1 protein-coding gene is annotated in these 20,458 nt (G+C 65.9%); it reads left to right on the top strand.

What is annotated here, in order from left to right; all coding sequences use genetic code 11:
- Nucleotides 1–359: 359 nt before the first annotated feature.
- On the top strand, nucleotides 360–20,402 hold the full coding sequence (locus LOY69_RS15095) for an amino acid adenylation domain-containing protein (protein WP_265074861.1): 20,043 nt from the start codon (nucleotides 360–362) through the stop codon (nucleotides 20,400–20,402).
- Nucleotides 20,403–20,458 lie beyond the last annotated feature (56 nt).

Consider the following 20,458-nt stretch of genomic DNA (forward strand, 5'->3'; position numbering starts at 1 on the left):
CACTCACTGGTAAAGGGAATTACTGTGTTCAGGAACACGGATGTGTTGGTCTTGCTCCTCATCGAATCCACGTTGAACAGCCCCAATCCTTGCCGCTGCGGCGAGGCTGTGGGCGGCTTTGCGCATTTCCTCTCCCGGGCAGGTGCCTGTGAGTGGGACGCCCCGGTTCCTTCAAGGACGGTCGGCTTGCGCGTCTACGCGCCATTGAATCCTTAAAGCGGCACCGCCAATCCGAACACTCCTGGGGATCGATCTAACGTCGCCTGGCAAAGCGCCTACTCAAGCGTGCCGCGCTGACGCAATGACACGGATGAACAGTCGCCGATGATCTCGGCCCAACCTGACAGGGAAGTCGCGCAGTGCCAGACAACAACGCCACCAATGACGGTCCACAGAGCACTCCGCGCGCAGCGCAAGCCGCTGATCGGGCTGCCGAAGCCGCGCTCATTGCCGGCTGGAACCAGACCCACTACGCGTATCCGCTGGACCAGTGCCTGCAGCAGTTGATCGAGCAACAGGTGCGGCGCAGCCCCGATGCCGTGGCAGTGTGTTTCGACGATCAGACCTTGAGTTTCTGCCAGTTGAATCGCCGGGCCAATCGCCTGGCCCACTACCTGCGCGAGCTCGGTATCGGCCCCGACAGCCTGGTCGGGGTGCAGATGGAGCGCTCGCTGGAGCTGATGGTCGCGCTGCTGGCCATCCTCAAGGCCGGTGGCGCCTACCTGCCGCTGGACCCGGGTTATCCCGAAGAACGACTGGCCCTGATCATTGACGATGCCGCAGTCAGCGTGGTGCTGACGCAGCAGCGCTTTGAACATCGGCTCAAGGCCCAGGCCGTTGAAGTGATCTGCCTGGACGATCCGGCAAGCGAAGAGCTGCACCCAAGCGAGGACAATCCCGCCTCGATCAACAGCCCCGGCGATCTGGCCTATGTGATCTACACCTCCGGTTCCACCGGGCGTCCCAAAGGCTGCATGTTGCCGCACAAGGCCATCTGCAACCGGCTGCTGTGGATGCAGCGCCATTATCAGGTCGGGCCGGCCGAGCGGATCTTGCAGAAGACCCCCTTTACCTTCGATGTCTCGGTCTGGGAGCTGTTTCTGCCGTTGCTCAGCGGTGCCTGCCTGGTCATGGCCAGGCCGGAAGGGCACAAGGACGCCCATTATCTGGTGCAGATCATCCAGGCACAGCAGATCACCATCTGCCATTTCGTGCCGTCCATGCTGCGCTTCTTTCTCAAGCACCCGGCCGTCGCCGAGTGCCGCTCCTTGAGCCAGGTGTTCGTCAGCGGCGAGGCCCTGACCCACGATCTGCTGCTGCAATTCTGTTCGCGACTGGATGCCCGGTTACACAACCTGTATGGCCCGACCGAGGCTGCGGTGGACGTCACTTGGTGGCCCGCCGAACCAAGGCCCGACCAGCGCGTGCCCATCGGCCGGCCCATCGACAATATTCAGATTCATATCCTTGATGCCGAGTCCCATCCCGTGCCGATTGGCCAGACCGGCGAGCTGTGCATTGGCGGTGTCGGCCTGGCTCGGGGGTATCTCAATCGCCCCGAGCTGACGGCGGAAAAGTTCATCCGCGACCCGTTCTGCGCGCAGCCCGATGCGCGGCTGTACCGCACCGGCGATGAGGCGCGCTTTCTCGACGATGGCCAGATCGAAGTGCTGGGGCGTTTCGACTCCCAGGTCAAGCTGCGGGGATTTCGCATCGAATTGGGCGAGATCGAGAACACCCTCAAAAGCCATCCAGGGATCAGTGATGCCGTGGTGCTGGTCCAGGACCCCGGCAGCGAAGACCCCAAACTGGTGGCCTATGTCGTGGCCCAGGGGCTGGACAAAAAGACGATCCGCGACTTCGTAAAGGCCCGCCTGCCGGAGTACATGACGCCCAATCGGGTGCAGTTCGTCGAGCAGATCCCGGTCACGGCCCACGGCAAGACCGACCGCCAGGCGTTGCTCGCCGCTGATGGCATCGCGCCCGCCGGCGTCCGTGCACCGGCGCTGGAGCCCCAGGCACTCAGCGCCTGGTTGCAGCAGTATTTCATCGAGGCGCTGGGGATCGAGGCGCTGGGGGTCGACGATGATCTTTTTGATCAGGGCGCAACCTCTTTCACCCTGGTCCAGGCCGTCCACAGCATTCACCAGCAGTATCAGGTCACGCTGCCGGTGGAAGTGTTTCTTCAGCAGCCGACCCTCGCAGCCGTCATCGCTTACATCCTCGATCAAAAAACTGTCACCGCCGACCAGAACGGCGTGGCGCAGGCCTTGCCGGCGCCGCGAGCCAGCATTCAGGAGTCAATCTGCCTGCAAGCCGTGCACTTTGATCCAGGCGCCTATCGGCGAACCACCGGCGTGGCAGCCCCCAGCCTTCAACGGCTGGGGGGCCTGCTGTCGTTGCTGCGTGAAGTGACCCTGGAGGGCAAGGGCAAGTACCTTTACTCATCGGCCGGGGGCCTCAACGCCATCCAGTGCTATCTGTATGTGGCCCAGGGGCAGGTCGAGGGCTTGCCGGCGGGCGCCTGGTACTACCAGCCACGGCTCAACCGCCTGTTGCCCGTCAGCATGCCGGCCGAACTCGATACACACGGCTTGGCTGCGTCGCCGCTGGCGGCAGCCGGTCTGGCACTGTTTCTGGTGGCGGAAATGGCCGCCATCGAGCCCATCTACAACCACGCCGCCCCGGCGTTGCTGGTACTCGAAGCAGGCTATATCGAACAACTGTTGCTGTCGCGCCAGGCTGACTTCGGCATCGCGCTGGCCCCGGCCTATGGCGTGGACGTGGCGACGCTTGGGCCACTGTTACAACTGCAGCCCAGCCACCGTGTGCTGCATTGCCTGATGCCGGCCCACGCCTCTGTGCTGAGCAGCGGGCAGCCCGGCGCCTTGTTCGCCGACTTTCTGGCCGCTAACAACAACGGTTTCGACTTGCCGGGCAAGGACGCGCTGGAGCAGCTGCACCGCCAACAACGGCAGATTCGCCGCGACCTGGCGGAGCAGGGGGATGGGGTCATCGAACTGCCGGCGGCGCCGATCAGCGTCGATGCACTGCAACTGCGGGCCGCCAAGCGTCAGTACGGCGGCGAAGCACTGAGCGTGGCGCAGTTGAGCCGGCTGCTGAGCCTGTTGCGGGCCGAGCCGGACAGCGGCTGCCTGTATCACGCCGAGCCCGCCCTGCCACTGAAGATCTACCTGCATCTGGCCGGCCCGACGGATCAATCCCCGGGCCAGGGGCAATGTCCGCCCCCGGGCATCTACCGCTACCACAGTGACCGTCATTGCCTGAGCCGCATCGGCGAGGCGGAGCCGCAGGCGTTCAACGGCAGCTACACGCCGTTCAATCGCAAACATGCACAACAGGCCCGCTTGCGGATATTCATCATTGGCGCTCGCTCTGCTGCCTACGGCGCTGACAGCCGCTATTTCAACCTGCTCCAGGCAGGAAGAATCGGCCAGTTGCTGTTGGACCATCAGACGGAGTTCGGCATCGGGCTGTGCCCCATCGGCTCGATGTACTTCGACAAGGTTCGCGGCGCCTTCGACCTGGAGGAGGGCGATGAGCTGTTGCACAGCTTCGTTGGCGGCACCGTCAGCCAACGGCTGCCGCTGGGCTGGCCACGGCTCGAACGCCAGGCTGATGAACATTCAGGCGCCGCGCCCGAGGGTGAAGGCGCACTGGCGATCATCGGCATCAGCGGTCGCTATCCTGGCGCCGCCAGTCCCCAGGAACTGTGGCAAAACCTCAGCGCCGGACGTTCGTCGATCCACAGTGTCAGCGGCCAAGCGCTGCTGGCTGGCGACCCGACCACGGCGGATGCGCCGCAGTGGGCGGTGGGCACACTGGCCGACAAGCAGCTGTTCGATCCGTTGCTGTTCAACATCACCCCCGCCGAGGCGAAAACCCTGGACCCCCAGGAGCGGCTGTTCCTGCAAACGGTCTGGCATTGCCTGGAAAACAGCGGCTATACCGCAGCCGGTCTGCGCCGCACGGCGCAGCGGGTTGGCGTGTTCGTCGGGGCGATGTGGGGCGATTACCAGCACCACCGGCCAGGGGAGCAGGGAGAGCGAGCCACCTCGTTCCATTCGGCCATTGCCAACCGCGTCTCATACTTCAATGACTTCAATGGCCCCAGCGTGGTGTTCGACACCTCGTGCTCGTCTGCGATGACCGCCCTGCATTTCGCCTGCGCGAGCATTCGTCGCGGCGAATGCCAGGCGGCGATTGTCGGCGGCGTCAACCTGATCAGCCATCCGTCGCACCTTGAGCTGCTGACATCGCTGCAACTGTTGTCCGCAGAGGGCCAGTCGCACCCGTTCGGCCGCAATGCCAATGGCTGGGTGGCGGGTGAGGGTGTTGGTGCCCTGCTGATCAGGCCACTGGAGGCTGCCCGCCGCGAAGGCGACCAGATCCTCGGCGTCATCCGCGCCACGGCCATCAGTCACAGCGGCAAGACCTTTCGCTACGGCACACCCAGCGCCGAGAGTCAGGCCGCGTCGATGCGCCAGGCCCTGGAGCAGGCGGGACTGCCCGCCGAGGCCATCGGCTACGTGGAGGCCGCAGCGCCCGGCGCCAGCCTGGCGGACGGCGCCGAGTTCGCGGCGCTCGACAAGGTCTTCGGCGAGCGCCCTGGCCAGACGCCGCTGAAAGTCGGATCGATCAAGGCCAATATCGGCCACCTTGAATCGGCGTCGGCCCTGTCGCAGATCACCAAGGTCCTGCTGCAATTGCAACACGGCCAGATAGCACCGACCCTCGGCTGTCATCCGCTGAGCCCGTTGATCGGACAGGGGCCGGGCAATCTGGCTATCGCCGACACCTTGAGCCCATGGCAAGGGCCGCGGCGGGCCTTGATCAATGCCTTCGGCGCCAGTGGTTCCGGCGGCCATCTGATCCTCGAAGCAGCGCCCCCCGTGGCCGCGCCGGGCAAGGCCGTCGGGCCCTGGCTGTTTCCCTTCTCCGCCGCCACTCAGGCTCAGCTTGAGCAACTGCTGGCGGCGTTTGCCGATGATCTTCAGGCTGGGCGCCTGAGCGCCGCAAGCCTCGGCGACATCAGCTACAGCCTGTGTGTTGGACGGGTAGCGCAGGCCCAGCGTGTGGCGCTGGTGGCCGACAGCGAGGCCCAGTTGCTGGCGCTGCTCAACGCCGCCCAGGGCGACTCGGTGCTACGAGGCCGCCTCGACAGAGCCGCGCCAGCGCCGACCAGCGAGGCGGACCTGCGTGGCCTCGATCGCCAGGCCCTGAACGCCATCGGCCGCCGTTGGCTGGCGGGTGAGACCGAGCTGCTGGCGATTGCCCGGCACGATTGCCGGCGCGTGGCGTTGGCGGCGTACCCCTTTGCCGCCATCGACTGCCATATCGGCCACAGTCCCAGGGGCGATATGGTCGCGCCGCCTGTGTCCGATGAGGGGCTGCAAACGGCCCTGGAGGGCTACCTCAAGCAACACTTCTCGAAGGTATCGGCCATTCCCGAGGCCAGCATCGACAGCCTGGAAACCTTTGATCGCTACGGTTTGACCTCGCTGATGATCACCGAGCTCAACCAACGGCTGGCGCAAGGGTTCGGCGAGTTGTCCAGCACCCTGTTCTTCGAACACCAGAGCATCCGTGCGCTGGCGATCTGGTTTGCTGCCGAGCATCCGTTGCGCAGCCGCCAATTGCTGGGCCTGCAAGCGCCCGTTGCAAGCGCTGCCGCACCCCGGCAGACCGCATCCGGCCCCGACATCGAGCGTCGCCAGGCGTGCGATGAGCCCATCGCCATCATCGGTCTGGCCGGACGCTTTCCGGGTGCCCCGGACATCGAGCGTTTCTGGGACAACCTGAAGAACGGGGTCGATAGCATCAGCGAGATCCCCGCCGAGCGTTGGGCGCACCTGCAGTACTACAGCCGCGACCGCAGCCTCAAGGGCAAGATCAACAGTAAATGGGGCGGCTTTATCGACGACGTCGACCGCTTTGATCCGCTGTTTTTCAACATTTCACCGCGGGATGCCGAGCGCATGGACCCCCAGGAACGGATCTTCCTGGAAACCGCCTGGCACACCCTGGAAGACGCGGGCTACGACCGGGCCGCACTGCAGCGTCATTACCAGGGGAAAATGGGCGTGTTTGTCGGGGTGATGCACGGCGAATACTTGCTCTATACCCGCTCGGCCGCTGCCGATTGCACCGATGATGCGGTGGACGCTTCCTTTGGTTCGATTGCCAATCGGGTGTCCTACGTCTTCGACTGCAGCGGCCCGAGCATGGCCATTGACACCATCTGCTCGTCGTCGCTGACGGCCCTGCACCTGGCGGTGCAAAGCCTGAAACGTGGCGAGTGCCGGGTGGCGCTGGCCGGTGGCGTCAACCTGTCGTTGCACCCGAACAAATACTTTATCCAGTCGCAGCTGACCATGTCCTCCAGCGATGGCCGCTGCCGCAGTTTCGGTGAAGGTGGCGACGGCTTTGTGCCTGGCGAAGGCGCCGGCGCGGTGTTGCTCAAGCCGCTGTCCCAGGCACAGGCCGATGGCGACAATATTTACGGCGTGATCCGCGCGACGTCGGTCAACCATAACGGCAAGACCCATGGCTACACCGTGCCCAGCCCGAATGCCCAAGGCGCCATGATCGCCGAGTCCCTGGAAAAGGCCGGGATGAATCCCCGGGAACTGAGTTACATCGAGGCTCACGGCACCGGCACCGCGTTGGGCGATCCGATTGAAATCAGCGGCCTGCAACAGGGCTTTGCCCGGCGCAGCGCAGCCCTGGGCAGCGAACCGGCGCCGGCGCAGCAGTGCGCACTGGGCTCGGCCAAGTCGAATATCGGCCACCTGGAATCAGCCGCCGGGATCGCCGGGGTGGCCAAGGTCTTGCTGCAGCTCAAGCATCGGCAACTGGCACCGTCGCTGCATTCAAGCCGGCTCAACCCGGGTATTGCCTTTGACCAGTCGCCGTTCCACATCCCGCAGCAACTGCAGGAATGGCGCCGACCACGGCTCAACCTCGACGGCCGGGAGCGCGAGTACCCCTTGGCCGCTTCGGTGTCGTCGTTTGGCTCCGGCGGCTCCAACGGTCACGTGATCATTACCCAGTACCTGGCGCCCGAACGGGATGAACCGGTTGCCGGACAGCCCGCGCTCATCGTGCTGTCGGCCAGGACCCCGAGCCAGTTGCAGCAGCAGGTCGAACGCTTGCAGCAGTTCCTGCAACGGCGCGAGCAGCAAGGCCAACTGCCGCGTCTGGCGGACCTGGCCTTTACCTTGCAACAGGGCCGGGAAGCCCTGGAGTATCGCCTGGGGTTCAGCGCCGTCTCCTTCAGCGCGTTGCAGGAGCGTCTGGCACAGGGCCTGGCGCAGTTGCTCAAGGCCCCCGAACACTTCGGCTGCTTTGACGGCCTGCATCTAGGCCGGGTGCAAGAGAACAAGGCGGCCATGGCCGTACTGGCCCACGATGAAGACATGGCGGCGACGCTGGCGGCCTGGGCCGACAAGGGCAAACACCAGAAGCTGCTGGAGCTGTGGGTCAAGGGGCTGAACTTCGACTGGGCGCTGCTGGGGATGCCCAAGGGCAGCGTCCGGCGGATCAGCCTGCCGGGTTACCCCTTCGCCCGCGAGCGGATCTGGGTGTCCGGCGATGTCCAGTTTCCGCTTCAGGTCGAGTCGCTGGGCGAGGCCCGTCTGCACCCGTTGCTGCACCGCAACGTGTCGGACCTTGCGCAACAGAAGTTCACCGCGGTGTTCAGCGGCGCTGAGTTCTTCCTGCGCGATCATCGCGTGGGCAGGCAGAAAGTGCTGCCCGGCGTGGCCTATCTGGAGATGGCGCGAGAGGCCCTCAGTCGCTCCCTCGGCGACCGCGCCAGCAGCGCGACCCTGAGCCTGTGCCATCTGGTGTGGTCGCAACCGTTGACGCTCAGCGAGCAGGGCACCGAGCCCGCTACGCTCGAGATCCACATCAATAGCCTGGCCCCCCAGCGACTGACATTCGAGATTCGCCAGCAGCCACAGCGCACCCTGTGCTGTCAGGGCGAGGCACTGTTGCATGACAACGCCGTCCAGGCGCCGGCCTCGCTGGCGTCGCTGCAAGGCGCAATCCACGGCCATCGTCTCGACGCCGAGGGCCTGTACCGCCTGTTCGACAGCATCGATATCCATTACGGCCCCAGCCACCGGGCGGTCCGCGAGCTGCGCATCGACGGCGGCCAGGTGCTGGCGCAGATCCAGCTGCCGCCGTCACTGAGTGCCGGCCACGGGCAGTTCGTCCTGCACCCCAGTCTGATGGATGCGGCGTTGCAGTCCACCCTGGGGCTGCTGGTCGCGGATCAGCTGGACCAGGGGCTTGCACCGCAACTCGAACACACCGCAGTGCCCTTTGCCCTGGAGCAGTTGCAGCACAGCGGCGCGGCGCTGGGCGAACAGATATGGGCCTGGGTGCGACCCGGCGCGCAACGCCGGGAAGCGGGGCAGTCGAGCTTTGATATCGATATCTACAATCACCAGGGCGAGCACTGCGTTGCCCTGCAGGGCTTTGTCCTGCGCGAGCTGAAAGCACCGTCGCCACTGCAACTGATGCTCGACGACCAACCGCGGACGGACGCCTACCTGCTGCAGCGATGGCGCCGGGTCACTGTGCAACCGGTGCCGTCCAGCGGCGCCCGGCTGCTGTTGATCGCCAACGATCCCCAAGGCTTGCAACAGTTGACTGCCCGCTATCCGCAGGCCGCGACACTGCTGCTCGACGGCAGCGAAACCAGCGACAGGATCGCAACATTGCTGGGCGAGGCCGGCCCCCTGGAGCATCTGCTGTGGCTGGCGCCAGGCGCGGGGGCAGCAGATACCAGCGCCGACGGCATGATCCGCGCGCAGCAACGCGGCGTGCTCGGCTGCTTCCGCTTGATCAAGGCATTGCTGGCCCTGGGCCTGGACCAGCAGCCGTTGGCCTGGACCGTCATCACCCGGGCCACCCTGACCGTGTTCGCCGAGGCCAGCCCGCTGCATCAGGCCGCCAGTGAGCCGGTGGCGCCGGCTCACGCCAGCGTCCATGGGCTGATCGGGGTGATGGCCAAGGAATACAGCCATTGGCCGGTGTGCCTGCTGGACCTGCCGGCGGGGGACAGCTGGCCGGGCCAGGACCTGCTGTCACTGCCCGCCGATCCACGTGGCGAGGCCTTGGCCTGGCGTCAGGGCGTCTGGTATCGCGCCTATCTGGCGCCGTGCCTGGTGCCGGCCGACAGCGCCGCCGAGGTGGGCAGTCTGTATCGCGACGCCGGTGTGTACCTGGTGGTCGGAGGGGCCGGCGGTATTGGCCGGCTGTGGAGCGAACACCTGATCCGTACCCGAGGCGCCCGGATCATCTGGTTGGGGCGCCGCGAGCAAGACGGCCGGATTGACGCGGCCATCAGCGAACTGGCCCGACTGGGCCCGGCGCCGCGCTACATCCGCGCCGATGCCGGCAACCACGCTGCGCTGCAGCAGGCGGTGAGCCAGGTGTTGGCCGAGCATGGGCAGATTCACGGGGTGATCCACGCGGCGATCCAGCTTGAGGACCAGAGCCTGGCCCGCATGGACGGGCAAAAGTTCGCTGCGGGGCTGGCCGCCAAAGTCGATGTCTGCGCCCGTCTGGCCGAGGTGTTCGAGCACCAGCCGCTGGACTTCATGCTGTTTTTCTCCTCGTTGCAGAGCTTCACCCGGTCGGCGGGGCAGAGCAATTACGCCGCCGGCTGCACCTTCAAGAACGCCTTCGCTCACTACTTGGCGCAACAACGCGGCTACCCGGTGAAGGTCATCAACTGGGGGTACTGGGGCGAGGTCGGCTCGGTGGCCAGCGACGACTATCGGCGGCGGATGGCCGCGGTCGGGCTGGGTTCCATCGACGGCGAATCGGCGATGCAGGCCCTGGACGTACTGCTCGGGGCCCGTGATGACGGCGCGCCGTTGAGCCAATTGACCTTCCTGCGCACCTCGCAGCGCTTGAGCGAAACCTTCAGCCAACTGGGGCTGGCCCAACATCCTGGCGGCACCTTCGGCGTGTACGGCGAAGTTCGCCCGCCGGCTTACCCGGCGCTGATCGAGCGGCTGCAGCGCAATCTGCAGCCGAGCAATCAGCAGGTGCGGCATGCCACCGGGCAGCTACAGGCGCAACGGGCAGTGATCGACGAATTGCAGCGTGGCCTGCTCTACGCCCAGTTGCAGCACCTGGGCTGCTTTAGCCAGGACGGCGAATCCGTAGCTCAAATGCGCCAGCGGATCGGGCTGTTGCCGATGTACCAGCGTTGGTTCGACCAGAGCCTGGAGGAGCTGTCCGAGCACGGCTACGTGGAGCTTGCAGGCGATAGCTGGCGTGCCAGCCACCCGCAGCCGTTGATGCTTGAGCAGCTGTGGCACGAATGGGATCGGCAACAGCCGGGGTGGCTCCAATACCCCGGTCTCAAGGCCGAGACCCTGCTCGCAGCAGCGACCCTGCGCGAGTTGCCGCAGATCCTCGATGGCCGGATTGCCGCCACCGACATCCTGTTCCCCGACGCTTCGATGTCCCGGGTCGAGGGCATCTACAAACACAATCCGGTGTCCGACTTCTTCAACGAAGTGCTGCTCGATGCCCTGCTGGAGTTTGTCCGCGCTCGTCTGGAGCAGTCGCCGCAGACGCCGATCCGCATCCTGGAGATCGGTGCCGGCACCGGCGGCACCAGCGCGCGAGCCTTTGAAAAACTGCGGCCGTTCCAGGCGCAGATCGCCGAGTACTGCTACACCGACGTCTCCCAGGCGTTCCTGATCCATGCGCAGCAAGCCTACGGCCCGCAGACGCCGTACCTGCGCTATCAGCTGTTCGATGTCCATCAGCCCCTGGCGGCTCAGGGCATCCAGCCCGACGCCTATGATCTGGTGATCGCCACCAACGTCCTGCACGCCACGCCGGACCTGCGCCGGGCCCTGCAAAACGCCAAGGCCGCGCTCAAGCACAACGGCCTGCTGCTGATCAACGAGATTGCCCGCAATGGCCTGTTTACCCACCTGACCTTCGGCCTGCTCAAGGGCTGGTGGTTGTTCGACGATCCGCAGTTGCGCTTGCCCGGTGGCCCGGCATTGGCCCCAGCGCAATGGAAACAGGTGCTGGAAAGCGAAGGCTATCGACAGGTGTATTTCCCGGCGCTGGCCGAGCATGACCTGGGGCAGCAGATCGTCATCGCCCAGAGCAATGGCCTGGTCTGGCAGGAACCTATCGACACCGCCCAAGCGCCCGCCATCGCGCCTATCAAGCGGCACCAGCCGGCGTCCCAGGCATCGCGTGCGCCACAACCTGGGGTCATCGCCGCGCCGCTGGGCGAGGTCAGCAGCACCCGGCTCAAGGCCGAGACGGTGCGCTACCTCAAACAGGTCATTGGTGGTCTGTTCAAGATCGAACCCGAGCAGATCGACGCCCGTGAAGCCCTGGAAACCTATGGCATCGATTCCATTCTGGTGGTGCAACTGACCAACCTGCTGCGGGACAAACTGACGGGGATCAGCAGCACGCTGTTCTTCGAATACCAGACGGTCGACGCGCTGGCGGAGCATTTTGTCGCCACCCAGCAGGATCGGCTCAAAACCCTGCTGGGCCTGGGGCAGGTGCCGTCAAACCCATCGCCATCGCCATCGCCATCGCCAACAGCAACAGCAAGCGTCGAACCAGCGGCCCCGTCTCGCTTCAGTGTCATGTTGCCCGACCCCCTCCCGACCGCTGGCCGCGATTCAGACGTCGCCATCGTCGGTCTGGCGGGGCGCTACGCCCAATCCGATAACGTTCGCGAGCTGTGGCAACACCTGAAAGCCGCCGAAAGCTGTATTGCTCAGGTGCCGGCGGACCGCTGGGACTGGCGGCAGTACTTTGATCGGACACCGGGCACCGAGGGCCGCGTCTACAGCCCGTGGGGCGGATTCATTGGCCAGATCGACCAGTTCGATCCACTGTTCTTTCACCTGTCGCCCCGGGAAGCGCTGAAAATGGACCCCCAGGAGCGGCTGTTCCTGGAAGAGGCCTATCACTGCATCAGTGATGCCGGTTATACCCCCGCACGCCTGGCCGAGCGGCAGCGAGTCGGGGTGTTTGTCGGCGTGATGAACGGCACCTACAGCCGCCAGTCCAGCTACTGGTCGGTGGCCAACCGGGTGTCGTATCAGTTCAACTTCCAGGGGCCGAGCCTCGCAGTCGACACCGCCTGTTCGTCGTCGCTCACCGCGCTGCATCTGGCCGTGGAAAGCCTGCACAGCGGTGTCAGCGACTGCGTGCTGGTGGGCGGGGTCAGCCTGCTGGTGGACCCGGTGCACTACATCGGCCTGAGCGAAATGAAAATGCTCTCCGCGGGCCAGCACTGCAAAGCGTTCGGGGCCGATGCCGACGGCTTTGTCGCCGGAGAAGGGGTGGGCGCCATGCTGCTCAAGCCGCTGGCACAGGCCGAGGCCGATGGCGACCGGATCTACGGCGTGATCAAGGGCAGCATGATCAATGCCGGCGGCAAGACCAACGGTTACACCGTGCCCAACCCCCTGGCCCAGAGCCGCTTGGTGGTCGACTCCCTGGCCCGGGCCGGGGTCGACCCCAGAGCCGTGAGCTATGTCGAGGCCCACGGCACCGGCACCGCGCTGGGTGACCCGATCGAGATCGCCGGTCTGGCCCGGGCATTCAATGCCGACGCCGCCACGCCGCTCAAGCAGTACTGCGCCATCGGCTCGATCAAATCCAATATCGGCCATTGCGAAAGCGCTGCCGGTATTGCCGGTATCACCAAGGTGCTGCTGCAACTGCAGCACCGCCAGTTGGTGCCGTCGCTGCACGCCGCTACCGCCAACCCGCACATCGATTTTGCCAACAGCCCGTTCGTGGTACAGCAATCGCTGGCCCAATGGTCGCGCCCGCAGGTGCTGATCGACGGGGTGCAGCAGACGTTCAAGCGCATTGCCACGGTGTCGTCCTTCGGCGCGGGTGGCGCCAACGCCCACGTGGTGATCGAAGAGTACGAAGACCTGCGGGTACGGCCACAGATCACCGTCAACCACGAGCAACCGGCGCTCATCCTGCTGTCCGCCAAGACCGGCGAGCAGTTGCGGCAGCAAGCCCGACTGTTGCGCGAGGAACTGGAGCAGGGCGTGCTGGTTGACGCTGACCTGCCGGCGCTGGCCTTTACCCTGCAAGTCGCGCGTGAGGCGATGGAACATCGCCATGGCTGGCAGGTTGCTTGCCTGGCCCAGTTGCACAAGTGCCTGGGAGACTTCATCGACCACGGCGCGGCCCAGGCCCGTACCCGGCTCAAACCCGATACCCAGGCACCGAGCCTCGACATGGCCGGTGCGCTCCAGCGCGGTGAACAACAAGGCCTGCTCGACGCCTGGCTCGAGGGCGCGACCCTGGATTGGCGCCTGATGTATCCCCAGGGCACGCCGGCGCCCCTCAGCCTGCCGGGTTATCCCTTTGCTCGCGAGCGCTACTGGCAACCGACGCAAGGGGCGGCCACGACGATTGCTACAGGGGTGGAACGCCTGCACCCACTGCTGCATCGCAACGTCTCGGACCTGCGCGGCTTGCGCTACCTGAGCCGCTTCAGCGGTGATGAAAGTGTGCTGGCCGAGCATCGGGTCAATGGCCAGTCGGTGCTTGCGGGGGCCGCGATGATTGTCATGATCCAGGCGGCGTTGACCGATGCCCTGGGCGGCGCGGTGCCGGCGGGCAGCGGGCTGGTGATCGGCGATCTGAGCTGGCGGCAGCCGTTCAGCGTTGATGCGGCCAACAATGGCGAGCTGTTCCTTGAACTGTCGATGCCGGCCGCGGGCGACTATCGGATCGGGATCTACGCCTATGACCAGGCCGCGCAGTTGCAGCTGCATTGCCAGGCCCGAGCCAGCACCGCAGAGGTCCAGGCGGCCCGGCTCGACTTCAGCAGCCTTGGCGCGCAAGTGGTGGACGTCGAGGCCTGCTATCAGCGCTTTGCCGCCATGGGCATCGAGTATGGCGTGGGGCATCGTCGGCTGCTGTCGCTGGTGCGCCAGGGGGATCAGGCGCTGGCGCGCATCGCCCTGCAAGACCCGGCGTTGAACAGCGGTTTCGCGCTGCATCCGGCCTTGCTGGATGCCGCCATGCAAGGGGTCATGGCCTTGCTCCTGGATGAACTGGAGGAGCGCCCGGCACTGCTGTTGCCCGCCGGCCTGGGGCAATGTGTGCTGTTGGCCGATTGCCCGGCCAGCCTGCAGGTGCAGATACGCCGTGCCCCGAGCACAGCGCACGACTATTGCTTCGATCTGGCCTTGTTCGACGACCAGGGCCAGTGCTGCGCGATCCTCAATCAACTGTCGTTCCAGCCCCTGACGGACACCAGCCTCGCCGCCAGCCCGGGCGCCAACATCGGACTGCTCTGCCACAAGCACTGGCACGATGCGCGGCCGGCGCCAACAGCTGCCGCGCCAGGGCTTGCGCAACAGGTACTGACCCTGGGGCGTCATCAGGCTTTTGCCGATCTGGCGCCGCACCTGGCGGAGCGGGGCATCGGCCATGTCGCCTGGCCGGAGCTTGACTATCCACAGGCCGCGCTGGCCCTTGCCGAGCAGCTCAAGCCCTGGCTGCACAGCGCTCAGCCTTGCCTGATTCAACTGCTGGTCGCAGCCGACGATGCCCATGGCTATCGCGGCCTTGGCGGCCTGTTGTACAGCGTCAGCCGTGAGCAGCCGGCCTTGATCTGCCAACTGATAGAAGTGGCACCGCAGCTTGCCGCCCAGCCGCTGTTGACGGCCCTGGTTGCCGAGGCCGCCGACCCCGCTGAACGCCAACTGCGCTATCTGCAAGACGCCGGCACACTGCGCCGCCAGCAACTGAGCTGGGATCACCAGCCCCTGGACACGGCGCCCGCACCCTGGCGGCCCGAGGGCGTGTACCTGATCACCGGTGGCTTGGGCGGTGTCGGCACGGTCCTGGCACGAGAGATCAGGGCGGCAGCGCCCCGGGCGCGTGTGGTGCTCTGTGGCCGCACGCCGGCCACCGCGCCCTCGGTGCTGGCCAAACTGGAGCAACTGGGAGCCGGCGTTGACTACCGCGCCGTGGATCTGGCCAGTGCCGACCAGGTTGAACAGCTGATCGCTGAGCTGGTGCGCGATGACCGTGGGCTGCACGGGATCATCCATTGCGCAGGCGTGACCCGCGACGCTTTGCTGGCAGACAAGTCCATTGAGGACTTTGCCGCGGTGTTCGCCGCCAAGGTCGACGGCGTGCGCCACCTGGATCGCTACAGCGCCGGGCTGGCCCTGGATTTCTTCGTGTTGTACTCCTCGATCGCCAGCGTTCTGGGCAACCCCGGGCAGACCGACTACGCGGCGGCCAACGGCTATCTGGACGCATTCGCCAGCCTGCGCGAGCAGCAGGTCGCGGCGGGTACGCGACACGGCCGCAGCCTGGCGATCAACTGGCCGTTATGGCTGGAGGGCGGCCTGCACATGAGCGACACGGCGCGACGCCTGTTGGCACAACGCAGCGGCATTGAAGCGATGGCCAGCGCCACCGGGATCCAGGCCCTCTATCAGGCCCTGCACAGCGATGAAGCGCAGTTGATGGTGCTGGCCGGCGACCGCGAAAAACTGCTCGCCTTGCTCAACCCGGAACCGGCCCCAACCCCCGAAGCCGTCGCTCTGGAGGGCGATGACCTGCTGGCCTGGTTGCGCCAGCTACTGGCCAAGACCTTGAAGATCGACCCAGCGCGGCTGGACAGCGAGGTGCCGTTCGAACACTACGGCATCGATTCGCTGATGATCATGGAGATGACGGCGGTCTTGGAAAAACGCTTCGGTGCCTTGTCCAAAACCCTGTTTTTCCAATACCCCAGCCTGCAAGGCCTGGCCGAGCATCTGGCCACGCGGCCGGTTCGCAAACCGCCCCAGAGCGCCTTGATCACCTCGTTGCGCGACCTGTTTGCCAGTGCCTTGGACCTGCCGCCGCAGCAGATCGACGAGCAGCAGTGCTTCGAAGACTATGGCCTCGACTCGTTGCAGATTGTCGAACTCACGCGCCACCTGCAGCAGCGCTTTGGCGCGTTGCCGCCGGGCTTGCTGTTCGAGCATTCCAGCCTGCAGGCCCTGGCGCGTTACCTGACTGCCAGGGCGGCCAAGGCACCTGCCGAAGCGGGCAACCCCAGCCAGGAGATTCAACGCCGGCTGTTCGACGGGCCGCCGCAACCGCTGCAGCCGGCCGCCCAGCCACGGGACGATATCGCCATCATCGGCATCGCCGGGCGCTACCCGGAGGCTGCCAATCTTGAGGCCTTCTGGCAGAACCTCAGCCAGGGCAAGAACAGCATTGGCGAAATTCCGCCCGAGCGCTGGGACTGGCGCGACTATTACAGCCATGACCGCAGCCTGAGCGGGGTGCACAACAGCAAGTGGGGCGGCTTTATCGACGGCATCGATCAGTTCGATCCGCTGTTCTTCAATATTTCCCCCCTCGAAGCCGAGCTGATCGACCCCCAGGAACGGCTGTTTCTGCAAACCGCCTGGTCTGCCATGGAAGACGCCGGTTACAGCCGAAAGCTCGGCGCCGAGCAGGCTGACCCGGCGCTGCAGGTCGGTGTCTATGCCGGGGTGATGTACAACGAATATCAACTGCTGGGTGCCGAAGCCAGCCTGCGCGGCCAGCGCATGGGCTTTGCCGGTTCCAGCGCGAGCATCGCCAATCGGGTGTCGTTCTGCCTCAACCTGCAGGGCCCGAGCCTGGCGGTGGATTCCATGTGCTCCAGTTCGCTGACAGCCCTGCATCTGGCCTGTCAGGACCTGCACAGCGGGCGCACGGCCATGGCCATTGCCGGCGGGGTCAACCTGACCCTGCACCCCAACAAATACCTGATGCTCAGCAGTGGTCAGTTCATCTCCAACCAGGGCCAGTGCGCCAGCTTCGGTGAAGGCGGCGACGGCTACGTGCCGGGGGAGGGGGTTGGCGCGGTGGTGCTCAAGCGCCTGGCCGATGCCGAACGCGACGGCGATCAGGTCTATGGCCTGATCAAGGGCAGCTACCTCAACCACGGCGGCAAGAACACCGGTTACAGCGTGCCCGATCCGCGGGCGCAGCAGGCCGCCATCAGCGGTGCGCTCAAGGACGCCAAGGTCGATCCGGCGGCCATCAGCTACATCGAGGCCCACGGCACCGGCACCCGGCTGGGCGACCCGATCGAAATCGCCGGCCTGGCCAGCGCCCTGGGCCCGCGCACGCCGGCTCAGACCTGCTGGATCGGCTCGGTGAAGTCCAACATCGGCCACTGCGAGGCGGCCGCCGGAATTGCCGGGCTGACCAAGGTGCTGTTGCAGCTCAAGCACGAAAAAATCGTACCTTCGCTGCACTCACAGACCCTCAATCCCTTTATCGACTTTGCCGCCACGCCGTTCGAGGTCAACCAGCAGTTGCGGGACTGGCCGCAGCCTTGGCACCAGGGCCAGCCGCTGCCGCGCATCGCCGGGTTGTCGTCCTTTGGCGCCGGCGGCTCCAACGCCCACCTGATCGTTGCGCAATACCTGTCCAAGCGGCCGGTGCCGGCGCCTGACGGCCAGCCGCAAATGATTCTGCTGTCTGCCCGCGAGCCCGAACAGTTGCGCCAGATCGCCAGCCGCCTGCTGGCCAGACTGGAGCAGGCCCCGGTGGCCGCAAGCCTGGCGGCCGTGGCCTGGACGCTGCAGGTCGGACGCGAAGCCATGGAGCATCGCGCGGCGCTGATCACCAGCTCCCTCGCGAGCCTGCTTCAGGCCTTGCGCGCGTTGGCCAATGACGACTGCAGTGACTGGATCTGCGGTGACACTCACAGCGGCAGCGAAACCTTGCAGGCGTTCAAGCACCGTTACCGCAACTCGTGGCATGAACAGCTGGCCCAGCTGCTTGCCAAGGGCGAGCGGCAACAATTGCTGGCGTTGTGGAGCGCCGGGCTGCGTATCGACTGGAACGCGCTGCGCGCGGCCAGCGGCGAGCGGCCTCCGCGTATCAGCCTGCCGACCTATCCCTTCGCCACCAGTCGTTACTGGGCGCCCGTTGCCACCACGGGGTTGCCGGCGGCGACGACCTTGCATCCCTTGCTGCACCGCAACAGTTCGACCTTCGACCGTCAGCAATTCACCAGCCTCTTTCGCGGTGACGAGCCGTGGCTGCTTGACCACCAGGTGCAGGGGCGCAAAACCCTGCCCGGGGCTGCCTGCCTGGAAATCATCAGGGCCGCGGCGAGCCATGCGCGGGCGCCCGGCGAGGCCGGGGGCATGGTCATTGAACAGCTGCATTGGCTGGCCCCCTGGACGCTGGAGTCTGCGCCCCGGGGCCTGCGGGTCACGCTGCAAGCGGTCGACGATCAGTTGGCCGTGACCTTGCTCAGCGATGACGGCGAGCAACCGCTGGTGCATTGTCAGGCCCGAGTGACGGCCGAGGCAGCGCCTGTCGCCGAGCCCCTGGACCTGGGGGACTGGCGTAACCGCCCTTGGCAGCGGCGCCTTGATCGCGATGACGTCTATCGGCTGTTCGACGCCATGGGCCTGGCCTACGGCCCCAGCCATCGCGGTATCCAGCAGTTGCTGATCGCGGAGCAGGGCGGTCGTCGCCAAGTGCTGGCACAGTTGCACCTTGAGGCGGTCGCTGGGGCCAGCGACTGCTGGCTGGAGCCCGGCATCACCGACAGCGTGCTGCAGGCCGCCGTCGGTATGCTGCTGCCACTGGACTCCGAGCCGGCCGAGTCCTTGCCACTGATGCTGCCCTTTGCCCTGCAGCGCCTGGAGATCATCGCCCCCTGTGCGCGGCGGATGTGGGCCTTGTTGCGCAGCGACTCGGGCGACCACCCGACCCAGCGGATCGACATCGAGCTGAGTGACGACCAGGGTCGTCTCTGCGCACGCTGGGTCGGGTTCGCTGCCAGAGCGCTTGCCGTGGCTGCCCCCAACGCGCCGACACCGGCCATTGAGCAACTGCTGACGCCGATCTGGTCGGTTGTCGATGAGCAGCTCGCCGGGGGCGGCACCAGCAGCAACCCGCCACGGGATCGGCAGGGGGCGATGCTGATCTTCGGCGCGACCCCGTGTCGTCATCAGGCCCTGGCCGGGCTCTATCCCCAGGCGAGGCGGGTGGACGGCTGCCCGGTCAACTACGACGCCCAACTGCAGGCCGGCCCCGAGCTGGCGGACGTGATGTGGCTGGCCCCCCCTGTTGATGGCAGCGAGGACCTGATTGCCGCCCAGGACCCTGGGGTTCTGGCGCTGTTCCGGCTGATCAAGGCGCTGCTGCGCCAGGGCTACGGCCGACGGCCGCTGCGCTTGACCCTGGTCACCGCTCAGGCCATCAGCCTGCGTCCTGGGGAGCCCAGCCATGTGGCGCATGCGGCGGTGCATGGTCTGGCCGGCTCGCTGGCCAAGGAATACCCGCACTGGCAGGTGCACCTTGCCGACCTGGAAGACGCGCAACTGCCGCGGTTGGCCAGCGCGCCGTTCGCGGCAGTGCGGTGTGGTGAAGTGCTGGCGCTGCGCCAGGGGCAATGGTGGTTCCGCCAATTGGCGCGGGTGCAGGCCGAGGCTGCGCCGCCTCGTTTGCCGGTCTATCGGGACGGCGGCGTTTACCTGGTCATCGGCGGCGCCGGCGGGATTGGTGCGGTCTGGAGCCAGCAGATGATCAGCCGGCATCGTGCTCGGGTGGTGTGGATCGGTCGCCGTGAGCGGGATGCGCAGATCGAAGCGAAGCTGGACGAGTTGACCGCCGTCAGCTTGATGCATGAGGCCCCGGCCCCGGTTTACCTGCAGGTCGATGCCACGGACGCAACGCAACTGGCGACGGCGAAACAGCAGATTACCGAGCGTTTCGGTCCGATCAATGGCGTGGTGCACGCGGCCATCGTGCTCAAGGATCAAAGCCTGGCCAACATGGACGAGGCGACCTTCAGCCAGGTACTCAACGCCAAGGTCGCCACCAGCGTGACCCTGGCCCAGGTCTTCGCCGACAGCGCCGCGACGCTGGATTTCGTGCTGTTTTTCGCCTCGATGATGTCCTTTACCAGCGCCGCCGGGCAAAGCAACTACGCCGCGGGCTGCACCTTCGCCGACGCCTTTGCCGACCAGCTCAGGGCCCAATGGGCGTGCCCGGTCAAGGTGATCAATTGGGGCTACTGGGGCGGCGTCGGTTCCGTCAGCGACCCGCGTTACCGCGAGCGCATGACTGCCCTGGGCCTGGGTTCCATTGAGCCCGAGGAGGGCCTGCGCGCACTCGACCAGCTATTGGCGGGCGGGCTCGATCAACTGGCGCTGCTCAAGCTGTTGCACAACCCCCAGGTCGACGGATTCGACAGCCTTGCCGGACTGCTTGGCAACGAACAGATCGTGTTGTGCGCCGACAACCCCGGGGCCATGGCGGCCATGCAGGACAGGTTGCAACACAGGCTGGCGGCGTTGGCCGCGATCACCTAGGGCCGCGGCCCCTCGTTCATTCACTTACAGCACACGCGTCACAGGGAAGTTGAAGC

Source organism: Pseudomonas sp. B21-059 (assembly GCF_026016285.1).
Lineage (GTDB): Bacteria > Pseudomonadota > Gammaproteobacteria > Pseudomonadales > Pseudomonadaceae > Aquipseudomonas > Aquipseudomonas danubii.